27 protein-coding genes are annotated in these 25,491 nt (G+C 60.1%); 26 read left to right on the top strand and 1 reads right to left on the bottom strand.

The window, feature by feature from the left end; translation table 11 throughout:
• Window positions 1-109: 109 nt before the first annotated feature.
• The 26 genes from ACPV0M_RS05640 to ACPV0M_RS05515 all read left to right on the top strand — a co-directional run bounded on the left by ACPV0M_RS05640 (window position 110) and on the right by ACPV0M_RS05515 (window position 24,920).
• Window positions 110-1,246 (top strand): hypothetical protein, encoded by a 1,137-nt coding sequence (locus ACPV0M_RS05640; RefSeq protein ID WP_425621977.1) that lies wholly within the window; start codon window positions 110-112, stop codon window positions 1,244-1,246.
• Window positions 1,243-2,484: an ATP-binding protein gene (locus ACPV0M_RS05635; RefSeq protein ID WP_425621976.1), complete on the top strand. Its 1,242-nt coding sequence runs from the start codon at window positions 1,243-1,245 to the stop codon at window positions 2,482-2,484. Before ACPV0M_RS05640 ends, ACPV0M_RS05635 begins: the two co-directional genes overlap by 4 nt.
• Before the next feature lie 9 nt (window positions 2,485-2,493).
• The gene (locus tag ACPV0M_RS05630) at window positions 2,494-3,732 is read left to right on the top strand and encodes a DUF2201 family putative metallopeptidase (protein ID WP_425621975.1); all 1,239 of its coding nucleotides are present in this window, start codon (window positions 2,494-2,496) and stop codon (window positions 3,730-3,732) included.
• Window positions 3,733-3,855: 123 nt separating this feature from the next.
• Window positions 3,856-4,878, top strand: coding sequence for a tRNA preQ1(34) S-adenosylmethionine ribosyltransferase-isomerase QueA (gene queA, locus ACPV0M_RS05625; RefSeq protein WP_425621974.1), 1,023 nt, complete (start codon window positions 3,856-3,858; stop codon window positions 4,876-4,878).
• An 85-nt stretch (window positions 4,879-4,963) separates the two neighbouring features.
• Complete coding sequence (tgt, locus tag ACPV0M_RS05620) at window positions 4,964-6,091, top strand: tRNA guanosine(34) transglycosylase Tgt (protein ID WP_425621973.1); 1,128 nt, start codon at window positions 4,964-4,966, stop codon at window positions 6,089-6,091.
• A gap of 73 nt (window positions 6,092-6,164) precedes the next feature.
• Window positions 6,165-6,437 (top strand): preprotein translocase subunit YajC, encoded by a 273-nt coding sequence (gene yajC / locus ACPV0M_RS05615; RefSeq protein WP_425621972.1) that lies wholly within the window; start codon window positions 6,165-6,167, stop codon window positions 6,435-6,437.
• Between the two features lie 19 nt (window positions 6,438-6,456).
• Entirely contained in the window at window positions 6,457-7,116 is a 660-nt protein-coding gene (locus ACPV0M_RS05610; RefSeq protein WP_425621971.1) for an HD domain-containing protein, read from the top strand.
• A gap of 52 nt (window positions 7,117-7,168) precedes the next feature.
• Window positions 7,169-8,404, top strand: a complete 1,236-nt coding sequence (secD, locus tag ACPV0M_RS05605) for a protein translocase subunit SecD (protein ID WP_425621970.1) — start codon at window positions 7,169-7,171, stop codon at window positions 8,402-8,404.
• A 14-nt stretch (window positions 8,405-8,418) separates the two neighbouring features.
• Window positions 8,419-9,303: a protein translocase subunit SecF gene (secF, locus tag ACPV0M_RS05600; RefSeq protein ID WP_425621969.1), complete on the top strand. Its 885-nt coding sequence runs from the start codon at window positions 8,419-8,421 to the stop codon at window positions 9,301-9,303.
• A gap of 89 nt (window positions 9,304-9,392) precedes the next feature.
• Entirely contained in the window at window positions 9,393-9,674 is a 282-nt protein-coding gene (locus tag ACPV0M_RS05595) for an ACT domain-containing protein (RefSeq protein ID WP_425621968.1), read from the top strand.
• Window positions 9,675-9,951: 277 nt separating this feature from the next.
• Window positions 9,952-11,310 carry a PFL family protein gene (locus ACPV0M_RS05590; RefSeq protein ID WP_425621967.1) on the top strand — a complete coding sequence of 453 codons (1,359 nt, stop codon included), beginning with the start codon at window positions 9,952-9,954 and terminating at the stop codon, window positions 11,308-11,310.
• Between the two features lie 109 nt (window positions 11,311-11,419).
• The gene (locus ACPV0M_RS05585; protein ID WP_425621966.1) at window positions 11,420-12,550 is read left to right on the top strand and encodes a geranylgeranyl reductase family protein; all 1,131 of its coding nucleotides are present in this window, start codon (window positions 11,420-11,422) and stop codon (window positions 12,548-12,550) included.
• Between the two features lie 135 nt (window positions 12,551-12,685).
• Complete coding sequence (locus ACPV0M_RS05580; protein WP_425621965.1) at window positions 12,686-12,985, top strand: DUF5665 domain-containing protein; 300 nt, start codon at window positions 12,686-12,688, stop codon at window positions 12,983-12,985.
• 30 nt (window positions 12,986-13,015) lie between these two features.
• The gene (locus tag ACPV0M_RS05575; RefSeq protein ID WP_425621964.1) at window positions 13,016-13,645 is read left to right on the top strand and encodes a TraR/DksA C4-type zinc finger protein; all 630 of its coding nucleotides are present in this window, start codon (window positions 13,016-13,018) and stop codon (window positions 13,643-13,645) included.
• A gap of 83 nt (window positions 13,646-13,728) precedes the next feature.
• The gene (locus ACPV0M_RS05570) at window positions 13,729-14,685 is read left to right on the top strand and encodes a polyprenyl synthetase family protein (RefSeq protein WP_425621963.1); all 957 of its coding nucleotides are present in this window, start codon (window positions 13,729-13,731) and stop codon (window positions 14,683-14,685) included.
• 69 nt (window positions 14,686-14,754) lie between these two features.
• Window positions 14,755-15,396 carry a precorrin-2 dehydrogenase/sirohydrochlorin ferrochelatase family protein gene (locus ACPV0M_RS05565; protein WP_425621962.1) on the top strand — a complete coding sequence of 214 codons (642 nt, stop codon included), beginning with the start codon at window positions 14,755-14,757 and terminating at the stop codon, window positions 15,394-15,396.
• Window positions 15,374-16,714, top strand: a complete 1,341-nt coding sequence (gene hemA / locus ACPV0M_RS05560) for a glutamyl-tRNA reductase (protein WP_425621961.1) — start codon at window positions 15,374-15,376, stop codon at window positions 16,712-16,714. The genes ACPV0M_RS05565 and hemA overlap by 23 nt, the downstream gene beginning before the upstream one ends.
• A 33-nt stretch (window positions 16,715-16,747) precedes the next feature.
• A complete protein-coding gene (gene hemC / locus ACPV0M_RS05555) occupies window positions 16,748-17,680 on the top strand; it encodes a hydroxymethylbilane synthase (RefSeq protein ID WP_425621960.1) in 933 nt (310 codons plus the stop codon).
• A gap of 2 nt (window positions 17,681-17,682) precedes the next feature.
• Window positions 17,683-19,215, top strand: coding sequence for a uroporphyrinogen-III C-methyltransferase (gene cobA, locus ACPV0M_RS05550; RefSeq protein WP_425622137.1), 1,533 nt, complete (start codon window positions 17,683-17,685; stop codon window positions 19,213-19,215).
• Window positions 19,208-20,356 (top strand): radical SAM protein, encoded by a 1,149-nt coding sequence (locus ACPV0M_RS05545; protein ID WP_425621959.1) that lies wholly within the window; start codon window positions 19,208-19,210, stop codon window positions 20,354-20,356. The genes cobA and ACPV0M_RS05545 overlap by 8 nt, the downstream gene beginning before the upstream one ends.
• 28 nt (window positions 20,357-20,384) lie before the next feature.
• Window positions 20,385-21,365 (top strand): porphobilinogen synthase, encoded by a 981-nt coding sequence (gene hemB, locus ACPV0M_RS05540; RefSeq protein WP_425621958.1) that lies wholly within the window; start codon window positions 20,385-20,387, stop codon window positions 21,363-21,365.
• 2 nt (window positions 21,366-21,367) lie between these two features.
• The gene (gene nirJ2 / locus ACPV0M_RS05535) at window positions 21,368-22,375 is read left to right on the top strand and encodes a putative heme d1 biosynthesis radical SAM protein NirJ2 (RefSeq protein ID WP_425621957.1); all 1,008 of its coding nucleotides are present in this window, start codon (window positions 21,368-21,370) and stop codon (window positions 22,373-22,375) included.
• Window positions 22,365-22,847, top strand: coding sequence for an AsnC family transcriptional regulator (locus ACPV0M_RS05530; protein WP_425621956.1), 483 nt, complete (start codon window positions 22,365-22,367; stop codon window positions 22,845-22,847). The genes nirJ2 and ACPV0M_RS05530 overlap by 11 nt, the downstream gene beginning before the upstream one ends.
• Window positions 22,828-23,298 (top strand): AsnC family transcriptional regulator, encoded by a 471-nt coding sequence (locus ACPV0M_RS05525; protein WP_425621955.1) that lies wholly within the window; start codon window positions 22,828-22,830, stop codon window positions 23,296-23,298. Before ACPV0M_RS05530 ends, ACPV0M_RS05525 begins: the two co-directional genes overlap by 20 nt.
• A gap of 21 nt (window positions 23,299-23,319) precedes the next feature.
• Window positions 23,320-24,618: a glutamate-1-semialdehyde 2,1-aminomutase gene (hemL, locus tag ACPV0M_RS05520; RefSeq protein ID WP_425621954.1), complete on the top strand. Its 1,299-nt coding sequence runs from the start codon at window positions 23,320-23,322 to the stop codon at window positions 24,616-24,618.
• 134 nt (window positions 24,619-24,752) lie between these two features.
• Window positions 24,753-24,920, top strand: coding sequence for a hypothetical protein (locus tag ACPV0M_RS05515; protein WP_425621953.1), 168 nt, complete (start codon window positions 24,753-24,755; stop codon window positions 24,918-24,920).
• Between the two features lie 93 nt (window positions 24,921-25,013).
• Here the strand turns inward: ACPV0M_RS05515 and ACPV0M_RS05510 are convergent, their stop codons facing one another.
• Window positions 25,014-25,445: an Hsp20/alpha crystallin family protein gene (locus tag ACPV0M_RS05510; protein WP_425621952.1), complete on the bottom strand. Its 432-nt coding sequence runs from the start codon at window positions 25,443-25,445 to the stop codon at window positions 25,014-25,016.
• Window positions 25,446-25,491 lie beyond the last annotated feature (46 nt).

Here is a 25,491-nt window from a genome sequence, read left to right as displayed (position 1 = left end):
AATACCACATATTTTACCGATTTTGCAATCATTTGCGGCTAGCTCGGGCGTATGGCTACAGCACTTTGCGGTATCGCATCCCCTGTGCGCGCCGGATATCCTGGCCCGGATGGGGACAGGAAGAGACTTCGAGCTCCGGCGGCTGGCCTTGAGACATAAGCGTTGCCCGAAAGGGGTTCTCATCCTTTCCACCGAGCAGGAAGACAGCCGGCTGAGGCGAACGGTGGCCGAAAATGCCGGTTGCCCGCCGCACATTCTGACGAAACTGTCCAGGGATACCTGCAACTCGGTGCGCGAGGCTGTCGCCGTAAACCTGTCAACTCCGCCGGTGTCTTTGAGCGAGTTGGCTTGCGATCCAAGTATCCGGGTCCGGCAGCTGGTGGCGGCCAACCCGTCCATCCCCGTCGAGGTGGTTGACCTCTTGATGGAGTGCGGCGAGGAGTACAACCTTTTGGAGTTTCTTGCCGGAAACCCGGTTTGCCCCGGTGACGTTCTGGAGAGTCTTGCCGCTTTAAACTGCTTTTCCCTCCGCCTGGCTGTCGCCGGTAACCCCTCGGCGCCGGGCGAGGTCTTGAGGATGATCGCGGCTAAAAGGATGCCGCTGGGAACCCGGGTTATGTATATCGATTACTATTCCAGGGCGGCTTTCCCTCCTAACACTGACCAGTCCGTTTTAGAGAGGGTCGCCCGGAATCCTTCCTGCCCCGTGGATTTACTCGCCGACATGGCGCAGGACGAAAGCGGGCGGGTCCGGGGGGCTGTTGCCAGGAGCCCGAATTGTCCCAGAGCGCTTCTTTTGGAGCTGTCCTTCGACGGTGACGAATGGGTGAGGGCGGGAGTGGCGGAAAACCCCAATACGCCCCGGAAAATCCTTGAAAACCTGGGCGGCGATAAGGATGGCGGCGTACGCGCGGGCGTAGCCGCCAACCCGCGCACGCCCGAACAGGTTCTGGATGCGCTGGCCGGCGATAGCGACGCCAACGTACGCTTTCGCCTCAGCGAAAACGCCGGTTGTCCGGCGACCACGGTCGGCACCCTGCTCCTGGATAGTTACAGAACGATACGCCTGCGCGCCCTGGTACACCCCAACTGCACGGACGAGGTGGTCAGAGTTAAAGCGCTGGAGATATGCTCGAAGGCGTTTACCGGGGATGTCGCCGCAGTGTTGCGGGATCTCGCGCATCATCCCGGTTTTCCGTCGTTTCTCAGAACGATAGTCGACTTTGACAGGAAGGTGCAGCCATGAATACAGTCCCTGCTTCCTTGACGCCATACGCCGCCAAGGAACTGTTGACTTTCATCAACAGCACGCCGGCGAAGCGCAGCGTGCTCCTGCTCGGCCCGCCCGGGATCGGCAAGAGCGTGCTGGTAAAGGAAGCTGCGGCAGAAATTGCTGGAGCATCCGGAAGAATTCTTGTAGAATACAAAAGACAGCGATTTGAGGGGATCAGCCTCGAAGAAGTATACAACCGGCCCGACAGGTATTTTGTTTTTGTGGACCTGCGGCTTACCGAGACGGAACCCGTGGACCTGATGGGGCGCCCGATCACGGTTTCTGTTGCGGGGCGCAAACAGCTTGTCTATCATCCCCCGCAATGGGCCGTCCTGCTCAACGAAGTCCCGGGAATCCTCTTCCTGGACGAATTAACTAATGTACAGCGCCCCGATGTTTTGGCCGCGGCCTACAAGCTGATTCAGGATAAGGCCGCCGGGTTTACGGCCTTTCATCCCGACGTGCATGTGGTGACGGCCGGTAACAGCCCTGAAGAGAGTTCGCTGGCCAACCTGCTGCCCGCACCCTTGCTAAACCGCGTCTACCGCATTGCGGTGGAACCGCCGCGCGTTCACCAGTGGATCAGGTGGATGAGCGTCAACAGCCGGAAGTGCGATGAGAAAGTTTTTGCCTATCTTCTGCGGTTCCCCGACGATTTCTGCAGGGTCCCCCGGGAAGGCGAGACGCTGGAAGGCTACCCGACACCGCGGAGTTACACCTTCCTGGCGCAGGACCTCGTCAAGGCGGTGGAAGCGGGCCTCGACGGGTCGGCGATCCGCACCTTGTGCCTGGCCGCCCTGGGCAGTGAGGTCGGCGAAAAGGTCTTTGCTTTTTGGCAGAACCCGGTTCCGTCTTACGAGGAGATGCTGGATGATCCAGCGATGTTTAACCGGCTCGGCATCGATGAGCGCTACATCGCCGTGGTGGTCATCGGGCAAGGGCTGACGAGCGGGGTCAGGGCCGTTGCCGAAAAATGCAGGCCCGCGGCGGATATTCCCAGAGCCAGAGCGTTGGTGCGCCCCCAGGCCTTGTCGGCGGTTGACCTTTTGGAGACAGTGGCCGGCCAGAGCAAGGAGTACCTCAGCCTGCTGTGGTTTATCATCGCCAACCGCCTCGATGCCCCCTGGAACGCCGCCCTCTACCTCGAATTGTGCGCGCACTCCGATGTCGTGATGGATGTTTATTCAGCCGTCGGGGATCTTTTAAGGTAGGTGACCCGGATGCACAAGGTCCTCAGCGAGATGCGCAAAGACCTGGAAAACATCAAAACCCTGCTGTTTCTGCGGGCGCCGTTTCTGGGCATTCTCCTGCACAAAATGCGCATTGTGCTTAACGGCGAGGTGCCGACTATCGGAGCGACGACATCCGGTGAGGTACTGGTCAATCCGTTTTACTGGTCGCGCATTGACGAAACCGAAGCCAAGACGTTTCTTCTCCTGCACGAAGCCCTGCATCTCGGCTTTCGCCATCCCTGGCAGCTCGACGGGAAGGACGTGGATGCCTGGAACCTGGCCGTGGACGCGGTAGTTAATGAAATGCTGTTTCACCACGGCTACGCTAAGGCGCCGAGGAAGCCGATAACGGCGCACACCATCCATGGGATGCTGAAGGAACGGGGTGTCGAGGTAAGCATTGAAGAGCTCCGCAAATCTTCGGCAGAGCAGATTTACAAATTGCTGGTCGACGCGCAGGACGATCCCGGGGCGTGCCGGAATGTGCTGCAGGAGCAAAAGGACCTGCTGGTCCGCCGGCCCGACACCGGCGGCGATGTCGTCCAGGACGGGGCAATGAGCAATCAGGACCCCGGAGAATACTGGCGTACGGCACTGGCGGAGGCCCTGGTCACCGCCCGTCAGGCGGGGCTCCTCCCCGCCGACATCGAGCGCCATGTTGATGCTTCGCTGACAACTGTTGTAAACTGGCAGAGACAGCTGAGGGGCAGCTTGCAGGAGGGAACCGGCCGTACCGTGGTTACGACTTGGCACCGTTCCTCCCGGCGTTATGCAAGCCTGCCGGGGATCAAACGGCTCGGAGTCCAGACGATCTGGGTGCTCCTAGACTGCTCGGGGTCGATAACGGATGAAGTGCTGAGCCGGTTCGTCGGCGAGGTCTATTCCCTGGCCAGGGCCTTTAACTGTAACTTAAAGGTCATTCCGTGGGACGCCCGGGTTTACCCGGTGGTCGAGGTGCGCACCCCGTCGCAAGCGCGGCTTAAGATACCAAAAGGTCTGAGAGGAGGCGGCGGGACGGTCTTGAAGCCGGCGCTTCTGGAAGCGAGCCGCATGGTCAGGCTGCAGGACATCGTCGTCGTTTTCTCGGACGGCCACATCTGGGACGACAGGGATGCGGCTACGCTTGATATCTACCGCCGGCTGGCCAGACGCGCGGCCAGGATGGTCTTTGTGACGACGGACAAACTGCCCGACCTGCCTAGAACCAGGGTCATCGAAATGCATTAGGGTTGCTGTCTGCCGATTTGGCATTAAACATTAATCTCTAGGACCCAAAGAGTTGCAGCAGGTTTTTTCTCCTTGCACGTTATCCTACGGCTTAAAGCCTACAGCCGTTCTTAGGGGGTTGTTATGCGACTGCAGGACTTTGACTATGAACTGCCGGAAAGATTAATCGCCCAGGAGCCTTTAGAGCGCAGGGACGCCTCGAGGCTCATGGTTGTACATCGCCGCACGGGTGTTATCGAACACCGGCTGTTCCCCGAGATTGTTGCCTACCTCCAAGCGGGCGACCTCATGGTCGTTAACGAGACGAAGGTCTTGCCGGTCCGTTTGTTCGGAAGGAAGAGCAAAACGGCGGGCCGGGTGGAGGTCCTCTTGCTCCACCCGACCGGCCCCGACCGCTGGGAGTGCCTGGTCCGGCCCGGCCGGAGACTCCAGCCTGGGGCGAGGGTCGAGTTCGGCCCCGAATTGCTGGGAGAAGTTGTCGCCCGGACGCCCTCGGGGGGCCGGGAGATTGTCTTTATGTATGAGGGGTCCTTTGAATCCGTACTTGCGCGTGTGGGGCACGTACCCCTTCCGCCGTACATCAGGAAACCCTTGGGCAACGCGGAGAGATATCAGACCGTATACGCGCGTAGCCCGGGTTCAGCCGCCGCGCCCACGGCGGGGATGCACTTTACGCCGGAGTTGCTGGAAACGCTCCGGACCAAGGGCGTGCAAATCGCCTCCGTGGTCCTGCACATCGGGCTGGATACCTTCCGCCCGGTTAAGGTGGACGACATCTCCAAGCACGAGATGCATACGGAGTATTACGCCGTCCCGGAGGGGACAAGCCTGGCGGTCAATGCGGCGAAGCGGGAAGGGCGGCGGGTTGTCGCCATCGGCACGACCAGCACGCGCTGCCTGGAGAGCGCCGCGGGAGAGGACGGGCTGGTCCGCGCGGGCACGGGTTGGTCAAACCTCTTTATCTATCCCGGGTACCGCTTTAAGGCTGTCGACGCGCTGGTCACCAATTTCCACCTGCCCCGGTCGACGCTGTTGATGATGCTCAGCGCCTTCGCCGGGCGCGAGTTGATCCTGCAGGCTTACGCCGAGGCGGTGAAACGGGAATACCGGTTCTTCAGCTTCGGCGACGCGATGCTGGTTGTGTAGGGCCACTGAGTGGCCCGGCATTGGGCGTTAGGCGCTGGAGTTATCTACCAAGTTCAACTAGACACACTGACGATTGGGAGCGCACATGACCATCAAGTTCGCCGTTTTAAAACAGGACAAGGATACCGGGGCGCGGCTGGGATTGCTTAAAACCCCGTACGGCGAGGTGGAGACGCCCGTCTTCATGCCCGTCGGCACGCAGGCCACCGTCAAGACGATGACCCCCGAGGAAGTACGAGACCTGGGAGCGCGGATCATCCTGTCCAACACCTACCACCTTTACCTTCGCCCGGGGCACGAACTCATTCGTGAGGCTGGAGGATTGCACCGTTTCATGCGCTGGGACGGTCCTATCCTGACCGACAGCGGGGGCTTCCAGGTGTTCAGCCTCGCGCCGTTGCGCAAGATTACCGACGAAGGCGTGCTTTTCCGTTCGCACATTGACGGCTCGGAACACCTTTTTACGCCGGAAAAGGTCGTGGAGATCCAGGATGCTCTGGGGTCGGACATTTGCATGGTCCTGGATGAATGCGTCCCGTATCCCTGTTCGTACGCGGAGGCCGTTGAAGCCTTAAGGCGGACAACCCTCTGGGCGGAAAGGTCGCTGGTCTCCAAACGCAACCCCGGCCAAACGCTCTTCGGAATCGTGCAGGGTTCGGTATACAAAGACCTGCGGGAACGAAGCGCCAGGGAACTGGCGGCCATGAACTTCCCGGGATTCGGTATCGGGGGCTTGAGCGTCGGGGAACCCAAGCCGCTGATGTATGAAGCCCTGGAGTGGACGATCCCGCACATGCCGGAGGACAAACCACGGTATTTAATGGGCGTGGGGTCTCCGGACTGCATTTTGGAAGGGGTGGCCCGAGGCGTGGACATGTTCGACTGCGTTCTGCCCACGCGGATGGCCCGTCACGGGGCGCTGCTGACGCGTACCGGGCGCCTGGTGATCAAAAACGCCGTGCACGCCCGCTCCTTCGTCCCGGTGGACGCGGAATGCGGATGCTATACCTGCGTGAATTATACCCGGGCCTACCTGCACCACTTATTCCGGGCGGGCGAGGTCCTGGGCCTGCGCCTGGCGACGATCCACAACCTGGCCTTCGTCCTTGACCTGACGGCGGAGATCCGCCGGGCGATCCGGGAAGACCGGTTTCAGTTCCTGAAGGACGGCTTCCTAAAGGATTATTTGACAGGGAACCAAAAATCTAATTAAACTACAGTGGTAGACAGGAAATGGGCAAAACCAAAAAGAATTATTACCCCTTATGAGAAAGGAGGTCTGGGTTATGAACCCCGAATTGGTTTCTATTTTATACATCCTCGGCCTGGGCGCTTTATTTTATTTTCTGATGATTCGTCCTCAGCAGCAGCAGCGGAAGAAGCACCTGGAAATGTTGCGCAGCCTCAAGGTGAATGACAACGTCATCACCGCGGGCGGTATCTTCGGCACCATCGTAAAGATAAAGGACAATTCGGTGATCCTGCGTGTTGCCGACAACGTCCGGATAGAGGTGCTCAAGGCTTCAATCGCGCAGGTTGTCCAGGGAGAACTGAGCTAGATTCAGGGAGGCCGGGCGTTTGATCACACTCCGGGACGTGAAGGCCAACCCAATCATTGACAGTTTCATCCGTAAAGGCAACCAGTTTCTCGGGGCTATGGGTTTTACCGAGCATAGTTACCGGCACGTCAACCTGGTTTCCAGTATCGCGCGGAACATTCTGGAAAGATTGGGCTACCCAGAAAGAGAGTGTGAACTGGCAGCCATCGCCGGCTACCTCCACGACGTGGGGAACGTGGTCAGCCGCAACGATCACGGGATCTCAGGCGCCCATATCTGCTTTAACATTCTAAACCAGATGGGCATGCCGCCTGACGAGCTGGCTACCGTTATTTCCGCTATTGCCAACCACGAGGAACAATACGGCCAGCCTGTCAACGACGTGGCCGCTGCCTTGATCCTGGCTGACAAGTCGGACGTGCACCGCTCACGCGTACGCAACCCCGATTTTGCCACCTTCGACATCCACGACCGCGTCAACTATGCGGTGGAGCACTCCTTTTTGTGGGTGAACGAGGAGCGCCGCGCGATCACGCTCGAGTTGACCATCGATATTGAAATCTGCCCCGTGATGGAGTATTTTGAGATTTTCCTGCTCCGGATGACATTGTGCCGTCGAGCAGCGAGTTTCCTGAAATCCAGTTTCGAACTGGTGATCAACGGCGCCAAACTGCTTTAAGAGTTCTGTTCCAAACAGGTTTTATTTACTCGCGGTATGGGGGGAACGTACTTTGAGATGGGACAACGTTGTGAAGCTCCTGGTTATTTTAGCCGCGGCAGCATTCGTCGGTGTCCTGGCTTTTAAACCTGTTTTCGGCAGCTTGCCATGGCTGCCCCTTACCAAGGACATCAAACTGGGTCTCGACCTGCAGGGAGGCGTCCACGTGGTCTTGCAGGCCCAGGACACGCCGGAAGCCAGGGTTACGCAGGATTCGATGAATAAAGCCATGGCCATCCTGAGGAACCGTATCGACCAGTTCGGCGTGACCGAGCCGATCATCCAGCAGCAGGGCGACCGTCGGATCATCGTCGAGATCGCCGGCGGCAAGGACCCCGACGAGATGGTCCAAACGCTTATCAAGGCCGCCTTCCTGGAGTTTAAAACCGAGGACGGGAAGACGGTTATCACCGGTAAAGACCTGGTTGACGCCAAGGAAGCCTTGGATCCCGGCGGCGGGCAGGCGGAGGTTAACCTGACGTTCAGCAAGGAAGGCGCGGCTAAGTTCGCCGAGATAACCAGGGCCAACGTAGGCCGGCCTATCGGGATTTACCTGGACGGCCAGTTGCTGCAGAACCCCGTGGTTCAAGAGCCGATTCTGAACGGCCAGGCCAGGATCACCGGTTACGCCACCCTTGATGAGGCCCACCAGATCGCTGTGCTCCTGCGTTCCGGCGCGCTGCCGGTTAAGCTGGAAGTAATCGAGAAAAGAACGGTCGGTCCCACGCTGGGCGCCGATTCCCTGCATAGATCGATCAATGCCGGTATTCTGGGCTTTGCGGTGATCGCGCTGTTTATGATTGCCTACTACCGGGTGCCCGGTCTGATCGCCAACGTGGCCCTTTGGATTTATGCCTTGATTATGCTGGCGCTTTTTGCGGCGTTCAACGTTACCCTGACCCTGCCGGGCATCGCCGGGTTCCTCTTATCGCTCGCCGTGGCTATCGACGCCAACATCATCATTTTTGAAAGGCTCAAGGAGGAACTCAGGGCGGGGCGCACACTGCGATCCGCTATCGATGTTGGGTTCAAGCGCGCCTTTGTCGCCATCTTCGACGCCAACCTGACGACGGTCATCGCCGCCGTTGTGCTGTACTACTTCGGCACGGGGCCGATCAAAGGCTTTGCCGTAACGCTGACGATCGGTATCGCGGTGAGCATGTTCACCGCCATTACGATGACGCGCAGCCTGCTGCACCTGACGGCGGGGACCGGACTCATCAAGAACAATAAGCTGTACGGAGCATAAGGGGAGGGACGAAGGTGACTTTTGATTTTGTAGGAAGACGCAAGTACTGGTACATCCTGTCGCTGCTGATCATCATCCCCGGGATCATCTCCCTCTTCGTACAGGGGCTCAACGAGGGAATAGACTTTACCGGCGGTAATCTGATGGAAGTCCGGTTTGAGAAGGATGTGTCGGTGGAGCAGGTACGTAATATTTTGAAAGATTTCAACCTTGAGAACAGCCCGGTGCAGAGCAGCGGGCAGCGGGAAGTAATCATCCGTACCAGGGAGTTGAGCGAGCAGGAAAGCGAAAAAGTCATCGCCGGTCTCAGGGAAAAGGCGGGTGACCTGACCGTTTTACGTAACGAGCATGTTGCCGCCGTCATCAGCAGGGAGCTAACCGGTCGCGCCCTGGCTGCGCTGGGGATAGCCTCCGTCTTAATGCTCATCTATATTTCCTGGCGTTTTGAGTTTAAACAAGGTGTCGCCGCCGTGGCGGCGCTCCTGCATGACGGCCTCATTACACTCGGTGCCTTTTCCCTTCTCCAGTTGGAGGTAGACTCCAGCTTTGTGGCGGCTGTCCTGACCGTCCTGGGTTATTCAATCAACGACACGATCATTATCTTTGACCGCATCCGCGAAAACTCCAAGGGCGCTTTGAAGGGAAAACCGGTCGAGGAACTGGTGAACGTGAGCATCCGGCAGACGCTGGCCCGGTCCATCAATACGGTGCTCGCCGTGGTCTTTATGCTGCTGGCCCTCCTGTTCTTCGGCGGGACAACCATCAAGGTCTTCGTAACGGCTCTCCTTATCGGTGTTATCAGCGGCGCCTATTCGTCAATCTTTACGGCCAGCCCCCTGTGGGTCGACTTGAAGAAGCGTTTTGACGGCGCCAAGCAGGCGGGCAGGGTGAGAGCCTAGCCCGTTCACGTCAGTATGTATCTGCCCGGTAGCCCGGTGCGCCGGGCATTTCCGGTTTTACGGGCAGGAATGAGACAGGAGGCGGGACGGTGCAGAAATCGAACCGGATTATCGTTACCGTAATCGGCCAGGATCGTGTAGGGTTGATCGCCGGCGTAGCCCAGGTGCTGGCCGAGGACAACATTAACATCTTGGATATCAGCCAGACGATCCTGCAGGAGTTTTTCGCGATGATTATCATCGCCGACATGAGCCGGTCGACTGTCGACCTGAGCGAGCTCAAAGAGCAGCTCGACCGGAAGTCGCGGGAGCTCGGCGTGCGCATCGAGGCACAGCATGAGGACGCCTACAGGTATATGCACCGCATTTAGAGGAGACCTGTGAAAAACTGCGCCTACCCTTTGGGAAGTGTGAGGTGGGAGGTCAGAGGTGCGTTCTCGATGGAATTCGCCGCGCGAATTCCTACATAATTGTTTCCTACTTCCAACTTCCCACGACTCACCTCGCAAGCGCCTTCCGCGCCATGCTCGTTTTTGACAGGTCCCGTTAGAGTAGAGGCACAGAGCGTCCCGCACGCGGACGTAAATGCTCCCCTATCTGAATGCTGAACGCTGAATGCCGAATGCCGAAATGTCCGGAGGGATTGTTTTGCTGACGATATATGAAATCCTGGAAACGATCAATATGATCCAGCAGGAGCACCTCGACGTCCGGACCATCACCATGGGTATTTCCCTGCGCGACTGCGCGGGCCGGGACAGCGAGGAGGTGTGCCGGCGCGTTTACGACAAGATTACCCTTGTCGGGTGCGACCTCGTAAAAGTCGGGGATGCAATCGAGCGCGAGTACGGCATCCCTATCGTCAACAAACGCATTGCCGTTACCCCCGCCGCCCTTCTTGTCGACGGTTGGGATGCCGAAGGGTGCCTTAAACTCGCTGCCGCTCTCGACCGGGCCGCCGCCGAGGTGGGCGTGAACTTCATCGGTGGGTTTTCCGCTCTTGTCCACAAGGGGTTCACCTCGGGCGATGAATTGCTGATTTCTTGCATACCCGAGGCTCTGGCAGCCACTGAACGGGTCTGTTCGTCGGTAAATGTCGCCTCCACCAAGGCGGGCATCAATATGGACGCCATCTACAAGATGGGACGGGTGATCAAGGAAGCGGCTGCCAGGACCGCCGACCGGGACGCGCTGGCCTGCGCCAAGCTTGTCGTGTTTGCCAACGCCCCGGAGGATAACCCCTTCATGGCCGGAGCTTTTCACGGGGCCGGCGAGCCTGAATCAGTGATTAACGTCGGGGTCAGCGGGCCCGGGGTGGTGAAGGCTGTCGTCGCGAAGCTGGGAAACGCCGACTTGGGTGAACTGGCGGAGGCGGTCAAAAAGACGGCCTTTAAGATTACCCGGATGGGCGAGCTGGTGGGCAGGGTGGCCGCCGAACGGTTGGGCGTTTCCTTCGGCATCGTCGACATTTCCCTGGCCCCCACGCCGGCGGTAGGGGACAGCGTTGCGGATATCCTGGAGGCTATGGGCCTCGAGGCCTGCGGGGCGCCGGGCACGACGGCGGCCCTGGCCCTGCTCAACGACGCGGTGAAGAAGGGCGGGGCGATGGCCTCCAGTTACGTGGGCGGTCTGTCGGGGGCCTTTATCCCCGTGAGCGAAGACGCCGGGATGATCAGGGCCGTCGAAAAGGGCGCCCTCAGCCTTGAAAAACTGGAAGCAATGACTGCAGTATGCTCAGTAGGGCTGGACATGATCGCCGTGCCCGGCGATACCTCGGCCGAAAACATCGCCGCCATTATCGCCGACGAAATCGCCATCGGCGTCGTCAACAGGAAAACCACGGCGGTGCGCATCATTCCGGCCCCCGGTAAAAAACCGGGTGACTACGTGGAATTCGGCGGCCTGCTCGGCCGGGCCCCGGTAATGCCCGTAAGCGGATACTCCGGGGCTGGATTCGTGCTGCGGGGCGGGCGTGTTCCGGCTCCCATCGGAAGTTTGAACAACTAAAGGCCGATGAACGGCCTTTAGTTGGCATCAGGTTAAGCTGTAAGCATTAAGCTATAAGTGACGAATCCAAGTTTGGGTCGCAAAGCGGCCGTAACGGCAGTTGATGGCGATGAAGAGTCACGAAGTGATTGTTGTGGGTGCCGGCCCCGGAGGAGCCATAACTGCATACCACCTTGCCCGGGCGGGGATAGAGGTCGTTTTGCTGGAGAGAAAACCGCTTCCCCGGTCAAAGCCCTGCGGCGGCGGCGTAACTCCGAAAACGGCCGGTGTTTTGCCGTTCGCCTGGCAGGACGTGGTTGAGGACACGGCCCGGCGGGCGACGGTAACCTATCATCTCTCACTGAATCTCGAATGGGACAGTCCCATCTGTTACATGGTTAACCGTGCCCGGTTCGACCGTCACTTGATCGAGGCCGCCCGTGCCGCCGGCGCTGCGGTAATTGAGGGGGAGGAAGTGGCAAGCGTCGTGGACGGCCCGCAGGATGTTGTATGCCGGACCGCCGGAAATAGCTACCGGGGCAAGTTCGTCGTGGGCGCGGACGGCGCGCACAGCATCGTCGCCCGTTTGTTCGGGCGTCCCCCTGTAAGGGGCATAGCCGCTGTGGCCGAGATGGCTGCCGATGAAGAAACCCTGAAGAGGCGGTGCGGTTCTCTGGAGGTCGATTTTGCCGCCGTCCCCGGGGGGTATGGATGGGTCTTCCCCAAGCAGGACCACCTTAATGTCGGCGTGGGCTGTTTCACTACGCCCGCCCGCCCGTTGCAATCCTTCCTGAACGCATATATAAGCCGTCTCGGTATGGGCCGCCTGCGGACGATACGCCGGCAGGCCTTTCCCATGCCTTTTGACGCCCTGGGTGAGCGTACGGTGGCCCGGGGCCGGGTCATCCTCGTGGGTGACGCCGCCGGGCTGGCCGACCCGTTCACCGGGGAAGGCATCTATAACGCATGCCTGTCGGGTTGGCTGGCCGCCCAGGCCCTGCGGGATAGCGGAGGCAAAGCCGAAAGGGTCATCCGGCATTACCAGTCGGCGGTGGAAAAGGAGATACTGGGCGAAATGCGCCTGGCGCGCCGCCTGGCGAACGTCTTCTACGGCTTGAATCACTGGGTCCTGACCTACCTGATGAAACGTCCCGAATTGCTCAAGGAGCTATGGGGCCAGCTTTACACGGGGAGTCACCGCCAGCTTTGGCGGGTGCTCAAGAAGACCGTGTGGCGTGGCCTACGGTCAAGATTGTTTTAAGATTGTTCTGATCCGAGCAAATGGGCTGAAAGGGGTCCATTGGGCTGTTGAAAATCCCGGGGTCCCTATTTTTTAATGATTTGCCCGGCCTAAGTAAGTAAATACTGATACCAGAGCCGGTTACTGGAGGGAACCATGGAGCAGGACCAGCAAGTTCTGTTACGGACGCTGACCGAAAAGGTGCGCGAGCTGTCGGTCAATATGGAAAAAATGAGACTGGCCGAGTATGTCACTCTTCTTGAACGTCCCTGGCGGCTTCTCTTTCTTAACTTTCTCACGGGTATCGCCAGGGGCCTCGGTATTGCCGTGGGATTTACGATCTTAGGGGCGCTTCTGCTGCTGGTCCTGCAGCGCCTCGTCCTGTTGAACCTGCCCGGCATAAGCGAGTTCATCGCCAGGATCGTGCAACTCGTGCAGCTGAACCTCGGTACCTAGCATATTTAGTCGTATTCAGGGGGTACGGTATTGGAACAAGTACAACTGCAGCATTTCAAAAAGCGCCTTCTCGACGAGAAGGCCGAACTGGTGGAAAGAATCCAGTCCATACGGTCAACAATGACGGCCGCTCTCGAGGACACGATAGGCGAGCTCTCGTTTTACGATAACCATCCGGCCGACATCGGTTCCGAGACCTTTGAGAGAAGCAAAGACCTTTCCCTGGAAGAGAACGCCCGGCTGACCATACGCGCCATCAACGACGCCCTGCAGCACATGGACAACGGCACTTACGGCGTCTGTGAGAACTGCGGCAGAGAGATACCTCCGGAACGGCTTGAAGCAGTGCCCTACACGACGATGTGCCAGGACTGCAAACTGGCTCGGGAGCAGGAGGGGGTCAGGCGCGCACGGCCTGTCGAGGAAGAAGTTATCCAGTACCCTTACGCGCCTTCCTTTGACGGCAGCTTTGAATACGACCGCGAGGACACCTGGCAGGATGTCGCCCAGCACGGGCTTTCAACGGAAATTGAGGAAGTGGAAGGCGAAGACCGCAGCGCTGTTGTCGACGTCGACGCTATCCCCTACACCATTGAAGACGGAATGCTTTACGAGGACAACAGGCTGGATGACCGGATCCCCGAGGGAACCGGTGGTTGATGAAGGCAGGGGAAGGATTTTTTACCTTGCCAGCGAATTAAGTGGGGGTATCGCCCAGAGACAAGAGAGAGGTTTCTTGGAGAATGCTGCCACTCCTTGACGAAATCCGGGACGACCTGCAACTTGTGGAGCGCGAATTGAACAAGGTGCTGGAGAGCTCGGAGCCACTGCTTACGGAAACGTCCAGCCACCTTTTCAAGGCCGGCGGCAAGCGACTGCGACCGGCCTTTGCACTTCTTTGCGGGAAGTTTTACAATTATGACCCGGAGAGGATCGTGCCGCTAGCCGTGGCCCTGGAGTTGATCCACATGGCTACCCTGGTCCACGATGACGTTGTGGACGCGGCTGAAACCAGGCGCGGCACGCCTACGGTAAAAGCCCTCTGGGGCGACAAGATCTCCACCCACACGGGTGATTTCCTGTTTGCCCGGGCGCTCATCCTCATCTCGCGGTACGAGAACCCGATGATCGCCCAGGAGTTGGCACGTGCTTGCGTAATGATGTGCGAGGGCGAGTTTATCCAGATGGACAGCGTTAATACCGCCAACCTGCGGAACTACCTGCGGCGAATCCGGCGCAAGACGGCGGTTTTGATTGAAGCCAGCTGTAAGCTTGGGGCGGTCGCGACCGGCTCACCGCGGGGGATATACCATCCTCTCGGGCGTTACGGCCATTTCCTCGGAATGGCTTTTCAGGTTACCGACGATATCCTTGATATGGTAGCCGATGAGAAACGACTCGGGAAACCGGTGGGCGGCGACCTGCGGCAGGGAATCATCACCCTCCCCGTCATTTTCGCCTTGCGCGAGAGCCCTGCAAGGAAGCGGCTGGCCGAGATCGTCCGGCATGCCCGTAAGACGCCGGCGGCCATTACCGAGGCCATCGAAATCACCAGGTCGTGCGGCGGGGTCGAGTATGCCTTCGGGGTGGCTCACAGCTACCTGCGCAAGGCCAAGGAGCAGTTGAACAAGCTGCCCGCCGTACCGGCCCGGGAAACCCTGGAGAGGATCGCTGACTTTGTTAAGGTCCGCAGCTACTAGTATGGGCGTTGAGCATTAAGCACTTAGGACCGTAAGAGTGCTGAGTGCTTGTTTGGATGGGATTGAGCTATGGCAGTGCTTTATCCGGTAATGATCCGCCTGGAAGGCCAGCTATGCCTGGTTGTGGGCGGGGGGCGGGTGGCCGAGCGCAAGGTACGTTCCCTGCTGGCGGCAGGCGCCAGGGTGAACATCGTCAGCCCCGAACTCACGCCGTCGCTGCAGGACATCGTGGACCAAGGGCTGGCTGGTTACCTGCCCAGGCGCTACCGGGACGGCGACGTCCGGGGGCATTTCCTGGTGATCAGCGCCACCAATGATCCCGGCACCAACGGGAAGGTTGCCCGGGAGTGCGCCCGGGAGCGCGTGTTGATCAACGCGGTGGATGATCCGGCCAACTGCAACTTTTATGTCCCCGCCACGGTACGCAGGGGCGACCTCGTCCTGGCCGTGTCGACGGCGGGGAAAAGCCCGCTGCTGGCCCGCAAGATCCGCGAAGAACTGGAAAGCCTTTACGGGGATGTCTACGCGCAGTTTCTCGACTACCTGGGGGCCAAGAGAGCCGAGATCATCAGGGAGTCTCCCGACGACGAGACCAAAGCCGGTTTACTGGAGAGCTGCCTTTCCGATGAAGTGATGTCCGCCTTGCGCCGGGGCGATTTGGGCAGGGCAAAGGAGTTGGTTGATTCTGTTGCTTGCGGTAGTAGGTCTTAACCACCGGACGGCGCCCGTTGCGGTACGGGAACGGCTTGCCTTTTCCGAGCAGGAACTGCAGGATGCCTTGACGCGCCTGGCCGGCTACGGCGGGATCGAGGGTTGCGTGATCATCTCGACATGCAACCGCACCGAGGTATACGCGGCGCTAACCGTTGAAGAACGCATCGACAGCATCTGGCGTTTTCTCTCGGCCCACTGCGGCAGTCCGGCGGAAGGGATGCAGGCCTATACGTACACGTACCTGCTGGCTGATGCGGTGAGACATCTCTTTAGGGTCAGTGCCGGCATCGATTCCATGGTCCTTGGTGAGACGCAGATCCTCGGGCAGGTCAAGCAGGCCTACAAGATCGCCTGCGATGCGGGAACGGTGAACTGGCTCCTGAACCTGGTCTTCCAGCACGCGCTGGCCGTGGGAAAGAGGGTGCGGGCCGAGACGGGCATCGACCGCAACCCCGTATCCATCAGCTACGCCGCCGTGGAACTGGCCCGCCAGTCTCTCGGCTCGCTCGAGGGCCGCGTCGTTCTCATCGTCGGTGCGGGCAAGATGAGCGAGCTTACCGTCAAGCACCTGATCGCCAACGGTATCGCCGGCGTGATCGTGTCCAACCGCTCGTTCGACCGGGCGCAGCAGCTGGCTGAACAATTCGGGGGGCGGGCGGTCAGGTTCGACGACCTCTACCGCTGGATCGAGGTCGCCGACATCGTCATCAGCGCCACCGCGGCCCACCATTACGTGATCAAGCCCGAACCGATGCAGGAGGTGTCCCGGCGGCGCGAAGCCCGAAAACTGTTCATCATCGATATCGCGGTGCCCCGCGACGTCGATCCGGCGGTCGGGCACATCCCGGGCGTGGTGCTGCACGACATCGACAGCCTGCAGAGCGTGGTTGACTCCAACCTCGCGGAACGACGGCGCGCGGCCGCCGCGGCCGAGTCCATCATCGACCGGGACGTCGACGAGTTCGTCAGTTCGCTTGGGGTGCGCCTCACCGCTCCGACCGTTGCGGCACTGAAAAAGCGCGGCGAGGAAATTAAAGCAAAAGAACTGCAGCGGGCTTTCAACCGTCTCGGCGACGTCAGCGAGCACCAGGCCAAAGTGATAAACGCGCTGGCGAATGCCATCGTGAACCAGCTGCTTCACGAACCGGTAACCAGGCTGAAGACTTATACCCTGACGGGTAACGGAGCGGCCTATGCCGAAGCCCTTCAGAAGCTTTTTGACCTCGACACGGAATGGAACAAGGACCTGTCCAAGTGGCTCAAGTACAGGCACAAGCGCGTGTCGCAAAAGATAAAATCGGCTGGCGAGGATTGAGCTTTAAGCTAATAACTTGCAAGGATGTAAGGTATGGTTAAGGAAATAGTTGTCGGTACCAGGTCAAGCCCGCTGGCCCTGGAGCAGACGAACCTGGTTATCAGGATGCTGCAGGAGAAATTCCCGGAAGTTCGTTTCCATAAACGGCTGATCAAGACCACGGGGGACAACATCCTGGATACGGCCCTGGCCAAGATAGGCGATAAAGGGCTTTTTACAAAAGAGATTGAACTGGCTCTGCTGGACGGGACGGCCGACATCGCCGTGCACAGCATGAAAGACGTCCCGACCGGTTTACCGAAAGGTCTGACCATCGGGGCGATAACCGCCCGGGAGTATCCCGGCGACGTCCTTGTATCGCGCGACGGTACCGGACTCGATGCCCTGCCGGAGGGAGCGCGTCTTGGCACCTCCAGCTTGCGGCGGGCCGCCCAACTGCTTGCTTACCGCCCCGATTTTCGCGTTATACCGGTTAGAGGGAACGTCCAGACCCGGCTGCGGAAACTCGACGAGGACCGGTTGGACGCCCTGATCCTGGCCTGGGCCGGCTTGCATCGCCTCGGGCTGGACGGGCGGATTACCGAAAGGATTCCGTTCGCCGTGTGTCTCCCCGCCGTAGGGCAGGGTGCTCTCGGTATAGAGATCCGGGAGAAGGACGAAGAGGTGCTGAGGATGGTCAGCGCGATCAACGACCCCGAAACGAGTGCCGCGGTGCGGGCCGAGCGGGCCTTGCTGCGCAGGCTGGAAGGCGGGTGCCAGGTCCCGATCGGGGCCCTGGGAAAGGTCGAGGGCGGGGAACTAATGCTCGAGGCGATGGTGGCCGGGCTTGACGGCAAACCCCTCTACCGCGCCTCCGTGGCCGGTCTTCCCGACGAAGCCGCCCCGATCGGGGAACTCCTTGCCGAAAGGCTTTTGGATATGGGAGCGCGCGACATACTCGAAATGTTACGTAAGGGGTCTTGCTGAAGATGCGTGGCGGATGTGTGTACCTGATCGGAGCGGGACCGGGCGATCCCAAGCTGTTGACTCTGCGGGGCCTGGAGTGTATCAGGGAAGCAGAGGTTATCGTTTACGACCGCCTGATCAACAGGCGTTTGCTGTCCTATGCACGAGCCGACGCCGAGCTTATCTACGCCGGAAAATCGCCTGAAGGGCACTATTTGACCCAGGACGCGATTAACGAAATCCTGGCGGAAAGAGCCCGGGCCGGGAAAAAGGTGGCCCGCCTCAAGGGGGGCGACCCCTTTATTTTCGGTCGGGGAGGGGAGGAGGCCGAGTACCTGGCCGGGAGCGGCCTGGATTTCGAAATCGTCCCCGGCGTGACTTCGGCCGTCGCGGCCCCGGCTTACGCGGGTATTCCCTTAACACACCGCGATTTTACTGCTACAGTAGCTATAGTGACCGGTAACGAAGACCCGCACAAGCCGGACAGCAACATAGACTGGGGCAAACTGGCCACGGGGGCCGGAACCCTGGTGTTTCTGATGGGCATGGCCAATTTGCCCGACATCGTCGGCAAGCTCGTCGAGCACGGCCGCTCCCCGGACACCCCGGCCGCCGTCATCCATTGGGGCACCTGGCCCGAGCAGGTTACCGTCGAAGGCAGCCTGGGAAACATTGTGCAAAAGGTTAAGGCTGCCGGCGTCAAAAACCCCTCGGTGGTGGTTGTCGGCGAGGTATGCAAACTGCGGCCGGTGCTGAGCTGGGTCGAGAAACGGCCCCTCTTCGGAAAACGCGTCCTGGTCACCCGGGCGCGCGAGCAGGCCAGCGCCCTTTCCGAAGCGCTCGGCGAGCTGGGGGCTGAGCCGTACGAGTTTCCCACCATCGCTATTGCACCCCCGGCCGACTGGGGGCCGCTGGATAGGGCGATTGCGCAGGCCGGTACCTTTGACTGGATTATCTTCACCAGCGTCAACGGCGTGAAGTATTTCTTCCGGCGCTTGCGTGACCTAGGCAGGGACATCCGCGAACTGCACGGGGTTCGGCTGGCAGCCATCGGCCCGCAGACCCGCGGCGTCCTTGAAGGCTTCGGCCTCCGCGCGGCCTTTGTGCCCGAGGCATTCCGCGCCGAAGAGATCGCCCGAGGGTTGAAGGAACTGATTAAAAAAGATGAAAGGATCCTTCTTCCGCGCACCGACATCGCGCCCAAGGCCCTGAACGATGCCCTGACGGAGGCGGGGGCGCGGGTCACCGAGGTGACGGCCTACCGCACGCTGGCGGTTGACGAAAACACGGGCGAGGTCCGCCGGCTGCTCGAAGAAGGACGCGTCCACGCCGTCACTTTAACCAGCTCCTCCACCGCAAAAAACCTCGTGCGCCTTCTGGGCGGAGACGCGCCGACCCTGCTGTCGGGCGTCGCGGTCGCATCCATCGGTCCCGTAACGAGCGCGACGGCGCGGGAGCTGGGCCTGCGCGTGGACGTGGAAGCTTCGGAACACACCATTCCCGGGCTGGTCAGGGAATTGGAGAAATATTTCGTCGGGAGTCGAGGCAGTGCTTAGTATTTCTAAAATCTTATCCGGGCAAAAAGAAGGCGGCGACCATCTCCGTTATGTAAGGGGGAGGGGGGCCGTCGGCCCCGTGGTTGTCTGGAATTCCACGCAGGCCTGCAATTTGAAATGCGCCCATTGTTACGCCAACGCGACGGCCGAACCAGGCACCGGGGAAATGACTACGGCTGAAGCCCGCAAGTTTATCGACGACCTCGCTGATTTTTCCGTCCCCGTACTCCTCTTTTCGGGCGGGGAACCCTTGCTGCGCCCCGACTTTTTCGAACTGGCGCAGTACGCCAGGGAAAAAGGCGTCCGGCCGGTCGTTTCCACGAACGGCACGCTGATCACCAGGGAGAAAGCCTGGGCCCTCAAAGAGACGGGCGTCGGCTACGTCGGCGTCAGCCTGGACGGGCTGAAAGAGACGAATGACCGCCTACGTGGTTACAAAGGTGCTTTCGAGGCGGCCCTGGAAGGGATTCGCAACTGTGTCGCCGTAGGGCAGAGAGTGGGCTTGAGGTTCACGCTTACCAAATACAACTTCCGCGAACTCGGCGCCATTTTTGACCTGATCGAGGCCGAGGGCATTAACAGGGCCTGCTTTTACCATCTTGTCTATACAGGCAGGGGAAGCCGCCTTGTCGACTATGACTTGAGCGCGGAGGAAAAAAGAGCGACCATCGACCTGATCTGGCGGCGGACGGCCGACCTGCTGGCCAGGGGCCATCGGAAAGAGATCCTGACGGTCGACAACCACGCCGACGCCGTCTACATTTATCTGAAGGTTAAGGAAAGCGACCCGGCAAGGGCCGAGGCCGTCCTCAGCCTGCTTTTGGCAACGGGGGGCAACCGCAGCGGTATTGCCATCGGCGCCGTCGACTGGCAGGGCAACGTACACCCCGACCAGTTTACTCCCTGGCATACGCTGGGCAACGTCCGCGAAAGAAGCTTCGGGGACATCTGGACCGACATCAGTAATCCCTTGATGGCCGGACTTAAAAACCGCCGCGGTCTACTGAAGGGGCGCTGCGCTTCCTGCCGCTGGCTGGACGTTTGCAACGGCAATTTCCGGGCCCGGGCGGAGGCGGCGACGGGTGACCCTTGGGCTTCGGACCCCGCCTGCTATTTAACCGATCAGGAGATCGGTATATGAAGTGAGAGGCAAAGTGAGGTGATTTTGTGTGGCTTTGTTCCCTGAGCTAAGGATGCGGCGACTGAGAGCGAACGACAGCATACGCCGGCTGGTCCGCGAGACCGTGCTTGGCGTGGACGACCTGATCTATCCCGTTTTCGCCGCCGAAGGAAAAGGCGTGCGCCAGCCGGTTGAGGCCATGCCCGGCATCTTCCGGTATTCGTCCGACACCTTGCTTGAAGAGGTGGCTGGGGCGGTTGAGCTTGGCATTCCCGGGGTCCTGCTGTTTGGCGTGCCGTCGCGCAAGGACGACCGGGCTTCCGAGGCCTATCGCGAAGACGGTGTCGTTCAACGGGCGGTGCGGGAGATAAAAAGGGCGTTTCCCAAATTGCTGGTAGTGACCGACGTGTGCCTGTGCGCCTATACCAACCACGGGCACTGCGGGGTGGTTGAGGGACAGGAGATTTTGAACGACCCGTCCCTGGAACTCCTGGCCCGGACCGCCGCATCCCATGCCCGGGCGGGGGCCGACATGGTGGCCCCGTCCGACATGATGGACGGCAGGGTGCGGGCCATACGGGAGGCGCTGGATGCCGCGGGATTCAGCGGCACACCGATCATGGCCTATTCGGCGAAATACGCCTCGGCGTATTACGGTCCTTTCAGGGATGCCTGCGCTTCGACCCCCCGGTTCGGCGACCGCCGGACCTACCAGATGGATGCGGCCAACTCCGACGAAGCTCTGCGCGAAGTCGCCCTCGACGTTGCAGAAGGCGCCGACATCGTCATGGTTAAACCGGCGCTGAGCTATATGGACGTGATCAGACGGATCAAGGACGAGTTCCTGATGCCGGTGGCCGCCTACAATGTCAGCGGCGAGTACGCGATGGTCAAGGCGGCCGCCGAGCGGGGCTGGGTCAATGAAAAGGCTATTGTTCTCGAAACCCTGACCGGGATGAAGCGGGCGGGCGCCGATATCATCATCACTTACCACGCCAAAGACGCCGCCAGGTGGCTTAAGGAGGGATAACAGTGCTGGTATCGTGGAACGCGACCAACGCCTGCAATCTTAACTGCGCCCACTGTTATCGAGATTCCGGGATTAAGGCCGAGGATGAGCTGAGCACGGCCGAAGCCAGGACAATGATCGAGGAGATTGCCCGGGCCGGCTTTAAGATCATGATTTTTTCCGGCGGGGAGCCGCTGATGCGGGAAGACCTTTTCGAACTGATCACCTATGCCTGCAGCCGGGGGCTCCGCCCGGTGCTGGGCTCGAACGGGACGCTTATTACTCCCGCAATGGCCCGCAGGCTCGTGAAAGCGGGGGCCAAGGCGATCGGCATCAGCCTGGACAGCGTTTCGTCGGAGACCCACGACCGTTTCCGTGCCGTGGCCGGCGCATGGCAGGGAGCCGTCGACGGGATGCGCGCCTGCAAGGATGCGGGACTGCCTTTTCAGGTGCACACGACCGTGATGGACTGGAATTACGGCGAGGTTGAGAAACTCACCGATCTTGCCGTTGAACAGGGAGCGATGGCTCATCACGTCTTTTTTCTCGTGCCCACCGGCCGCGGCGTGAACATCGAGGAGAGTTCGCTGCGGGCCGCCGAGTATGAAGATCTCCTCCGGCGGATAATGAAAAAACAGGCGGAGGTATCGATAGAATTAAAGCCGACCTGTGCGCCTCAATTCACCCGGATAGCCCGGCAGCTCGGCGTTCAGACCAGGTTCCAGCGGGGCTGCCTGGCCGGGCTTTCCTACTGCCTGGTTAACCCGACCGGCGGCGTGCAGGCCTGCGCTTACCTCGACATCGTTGTCGGCAACGTGCGCGAGACCCCTTTTGATGAAATATGGAGAAACGCCGAGGTTTTCGCCGCCCTGCGCTCCCGCAAGTACGGCGGGGGCTGCGGGATATGCAAGTTTAACGATATTTGCGGCGGGTGCCGTGCGCGCGCTTACTTCTACTACCGGGACTACATGGCCGAGGAACCCTGGTGCCTGTACCGGAACGGCAAAAAAGAGGTGGCCCATGGATCTTGATCAGAAAGACCGCGAACTGCTTAACCTTGTCCAGTACGACATCCCGCTGACGGAAAGACCGTACGCGGCGGTGGGCGCCAGACTGGGACTGAGCGAGGACGAGGTTCTGGAGCGCTTAAGACGCTTGAAAGAGAGCAACATTATCAGGCGGATGGGCGGCGTGTTCGACTCCCGCAAGCTCGGCTACAAGGGCACGCTCTGCGCGATGAAGGTTCCGCCGGATAAGGTGGACAGGGTGGCGGATGTCGTCAACGGCTACCTGGAGATCACTCACAATTATCTCCGGGACGGCGATTACAACATGTGGTTTACCGTGCTGGCCCTTTCCGATGAGCGGGTCCAGCGAATTCTTAACGAGATTAAGGCCGCGACCGGTATCAAAGAGATTGTAACCCTCCCCGCCACCAGGATTTTTAAGATCCTTGTGAACTTCGACGTTTCCGAGGTGAACCATGCTGACGGAACTGGATAAACAACTGGTTAAGGAACTGCAGTCCGGCTTGCCCCTGGTCAGCCGGCCTTTTGCCGAAATCGGGCGCCGCCTTGGCTTAAGCGAGGAAGCGGTCCTGGAAAAGCTGCAGGCCTTTAAGGACAGCGGCCACTTGAAGCGGCTGGGGGCGGCCATCCGCCACCAGCGGGTGGGCTTTGCCGGCAACGCCCTGGTGGCCTGGCGTGTCCCGGAGGACAGGCTTGACGAGGTGGGCCGGACCCTGGCCGGGTTCAAGGAGATCACCCACTGCTACCAGCGGGTTACGCGCCCCGGCTGGCCGTACAACCTGTACACCATGGTTCACAAGCCGACCCGGGATGAGTGCGCCGGACTCGTGCGACGCCTGGCCGAGCAGGTTGGGGTCGATGACTACCTCGTCCTTTTCAGCGACAGGGAACTGAAGCGGACGAGTATGACCTACTTCGCGGAGTAGAAAGCGGTGGGGGGATAAAGAGTGACCAGAGATTACGCGAACTCGCGGCGGCTTTTCGAGACGGCCCGGAAGTACATCCCCGGCGGGGTCAACAGCCCCGTAAGGGCTTTCAAGGCTGTGGGAGGGGACCCGGTTTTTATCGCCCGTGCGCAGGGCAGCCGGGTCTGGGACGTGGACGGCAACGAATACATCGACTACGTGGCCTCCTGGGGTCCGCTGATCCTGGGCCACGGCCATCCGTCAGTGCTGGCGGCGGTATGGGAAGCCGCACAGAAGGGCACAAGCTACGGTGCGCCTACCGAGCTCGAAATCGAGCTGGCACGCCTCATTATCGAGGCTCTTCCGGGGGTCGAAATGGTCCGTATGGTCAACTCGGGGACCGAGGCGACGATGAGCGCCTTACGCCTTGCCAGGGCCTATACCGGGCGGGACAAGATCGTTAAGTTCGAAGGCTGTTACCACGGCCACGCCGACCACCTCCTGGTCAAGGCCGGCTCGGGCGCGCTGACTCTCGGCGTTCCGACGTCTCCGGGAGTGCCGGCCGACGTCGCCGGCAGCACTATCGTCGTCGGCTACAACCACCTGGATGAAGTGCAAGAGGTTTTCAACCGCCACCCTGAGGAAATCGCCGCCGTCATCGTGGAACCCGTAGCGGGCAACATGGGTGTCGTTCTGCCTGAGGAAGGTTTTCTGGAGGGTCTGCGGGAGTTAACAACCCGCTATGGCAGCCTGTTGATTTTCGACGAGGTGATCACCGGGTTCCGGGTCGCTTACGGCGGGGCGCAAACCGTCTTCAACGTCGTTCCCGACCTGACCTGTCTGGGGAAGATCATCGGCGGCGGGCTGCCGGTCGGAGCGTACGGCGGTCGGTGGGAGATAATGAGCATGGTCAGCCCCGAAGGCCCGGTTTACCAGGCCGGAACGCTTTCTGGCAACCCGGTGGCGATGGCCGCCGGTATCGCCACGCTTCAGGCGCTTGCCCAGCCGGGCCTGTATGAACAGTTAGATAAGATGGGGGCACGGCTGGCGGAAGGGATGGCTGATGCGGCACGCCAGGCCGGGGTGCCTGTGAGTCAAAACCGGATAGGTTCGATGCTCTGTACCTTTTTGACCTCCGAGCCCGTGAGGGATTTTGCGGGGGCGATGACCAGCGACACTGCTCTCTACGGCAGGCTGTTCAGGGGCCTGCTCGACGCCGGGGTCTACATCGCTCCGGCCCAGTTCGAGGCCATGTTCGTTTCGGCGGCACACAACGCGGAAGACCTGGACCGCACGGTGGAGGCCTTCCGGCGCTGCCTCAAGGACATCACGGCAAGATGAGGGGCGTTACGGTGGAACTCTGGGGAGACGTCCCGTCGGACGGGGACCGTCCCGGGTGAGAGGCTGGTTCCTGCCCGGGCCGGGCCCTGGATTACGTCTTTTTATTCAATATGCTCGAAGGGGCGGTCCGCCGGGTGTTCGGGGATGAGATCAGGGTCCGTTACGTCTGCCGCCCCCGGCAGGAAGGAAACCCGGCGCTCCCGGCGGTGGTCGTGAACGGTCAGGTTGCGGCTTCGGGGAGGGTCCCGGTGATGGAGATCATCGACGTTATCAAGCGGCACTACACGCAGGCAGGCCCTTAATGTCGAAATCACAGCGTTAACAGAGGTTTTCTTTGGGTATCGGATTTGAGTGCCGGGCGATTCCGACTTAGTGACTTCCGGTGTCTAACTTCCTTACTGAACCGGTATGCGCCTGGGCTGCCTGTCCCTGCCGGGCTGAACCTTGGGCATCCTGACGGTAAGCACGCCGTTTTCGTAAGTGGCATGCGATTCCTCGGGCTTAACCTCGACGGGGAGAGGCAGGACCCGCGAGAAAGACCCGTAATAGCGCTCGGCGTGCAGGTAGTCCTCCTCGTTCACCGCGTGCTGGCGCTTGATCTCACCGCTTACCGAAAGGCTGTCCGGGGTCACGCTGACCTCGATATCTTCTTTTGACACCAGACCCGGGATTTCCGCGGTGGCGATAACTTCGTCGTCGGTCTGGTGAAGGTCGATCCGGGGAACGGCGGGCTCCCGCAGGCCGGGTCTGAAGAACTCCATCATTCTATTCATTTGATCGCGCAGGGTGTTAATCTCGCTGAAAGGGTCCCAACGCCGGATACTCATGCAGCAAACAACCTCCTCTAGTATCGTAGTATCCTTTGTTGTTAAG

The organism is Desulfosceptrum tomskiensis (assembly GCF_049818055.1).
Lineage (GTDB): Bacteria > Bacillota > Desulfotomaculia > Desulfotomaculales > JASEER01 > JBFLVT01.
The sequence above is the reverse complement of the archived record's forward strand: the minus strand, read 5'-3'. Positions and strand labels throughout refer to the sequence as shown.

Excerpts from the sequence above, each read along its gene's own strand:
- ACPV0M_RS05580 (WP_425621965.1), top strand. The coding sequence starts at position 12,686 with ATGGAGCAGGACCAGCAAGTTCTGTTACGGACGCTGACCGAAAAGGTG.
- cobA (WP_425622137.1), top strand. The coding sequence starts at position 17,683 with ATGCGTGGCGGATGTGTGTACCTGATCGGAGCGGGACCGGGCGATCCC.
- hemC (WP_425621960.1), top strand. The coding sequence starts at position 16,748 with ATGGTTAAGGAAATAGTTGTCGGTACCAGGTCAAGCCCGCTGGCCCTG.
- queA (WP_425621974.1), top strand. The coding sequence starts at position 3,856 with ATGCGACTGCAGGACTTTGACTATGAACTGCCGGAAAGATTAATCGCC.
- ACPV0M_RS05635 (WP_425621976.1), top strand. The coding sequence starts at position 1,243 with ATGAATACAGTCCCTGCTTCCTTGACGCCATACGCCGCCAAGGAACTG.
- ACPV0M_RS05510 (WP_425621952.1), bottom strand. The coding sequence starts at position 25,445 with ATGAGTATCCGGCGTTGGGACCCTTTCAGCGAGATTAACACCCTGCGC.
- ACPV0M_RS05570 (WP_425621963.1), top strand. The coding sequence starts at position 13,729 with ATGCTGCCACTCCTTGACGAAATCCGGGACGACCTGCAACTTGTGGAG.
- ACPV0M_RS05525 (WP_425621955.1), top strand. The coding sequence starts at position 22,828 with ATGCTGACGGAACTGGATAAACAACTGGTTAAGGAACTGCAGTCCGGC.
- ACPV0M_RS05530 (WP_425621956.1), top strand. The coding sequence starts at position 22,365 with ATGGATCTTGATCAGAAAGACCGCGAACTGCTTAACCTTGTCCAGTAC.
- ACPV0M_RS05640 (WP_425621977.1), top strand. The coding sequence starts at position 110 with ATGGGGACAGGAAGAGACTTCGAGCTCCGGCGGCTGGCCTTGAGACAT.
- ACPV0M_RS05565 (WP_425621962.1), top strand. The coding sequence starts at position 14,755 with ATGGCAGTGCTTTATCCGGTAATGATCCGCCTGGAAGGCCAGCTATGC.
- ACPV0M_RS05585 (WP_425621966.1), top strand. The coding sequence starts at position 11,420 with ATGAAGAGTCACGAAGTGATTGTTGTGGGTGCCGGCCCCGGAGGAGCC.
- yajC (WP_425621972.1), top strand. The coding sequence starts at position 6,165 with ATGAACCCCGAATTGGTTTCTATTTTATACATCCTCGGCCTGGGCGCT.
- tgt (WP_425621973.1), top strand. The coding sequence starts at position 4,964 with ATGACCATCAAGTTCGCCGTTTTAAAACAGGACAAGGATACCGGGGCG.
- ACPV0M_RS05630 (WP_425621975.1), top strand. The coding sequence starts at position 2,494 with ATGCACAAGGTCCTCAGCGAGATGCGCAAAGACCTGGAAAACATCAAA.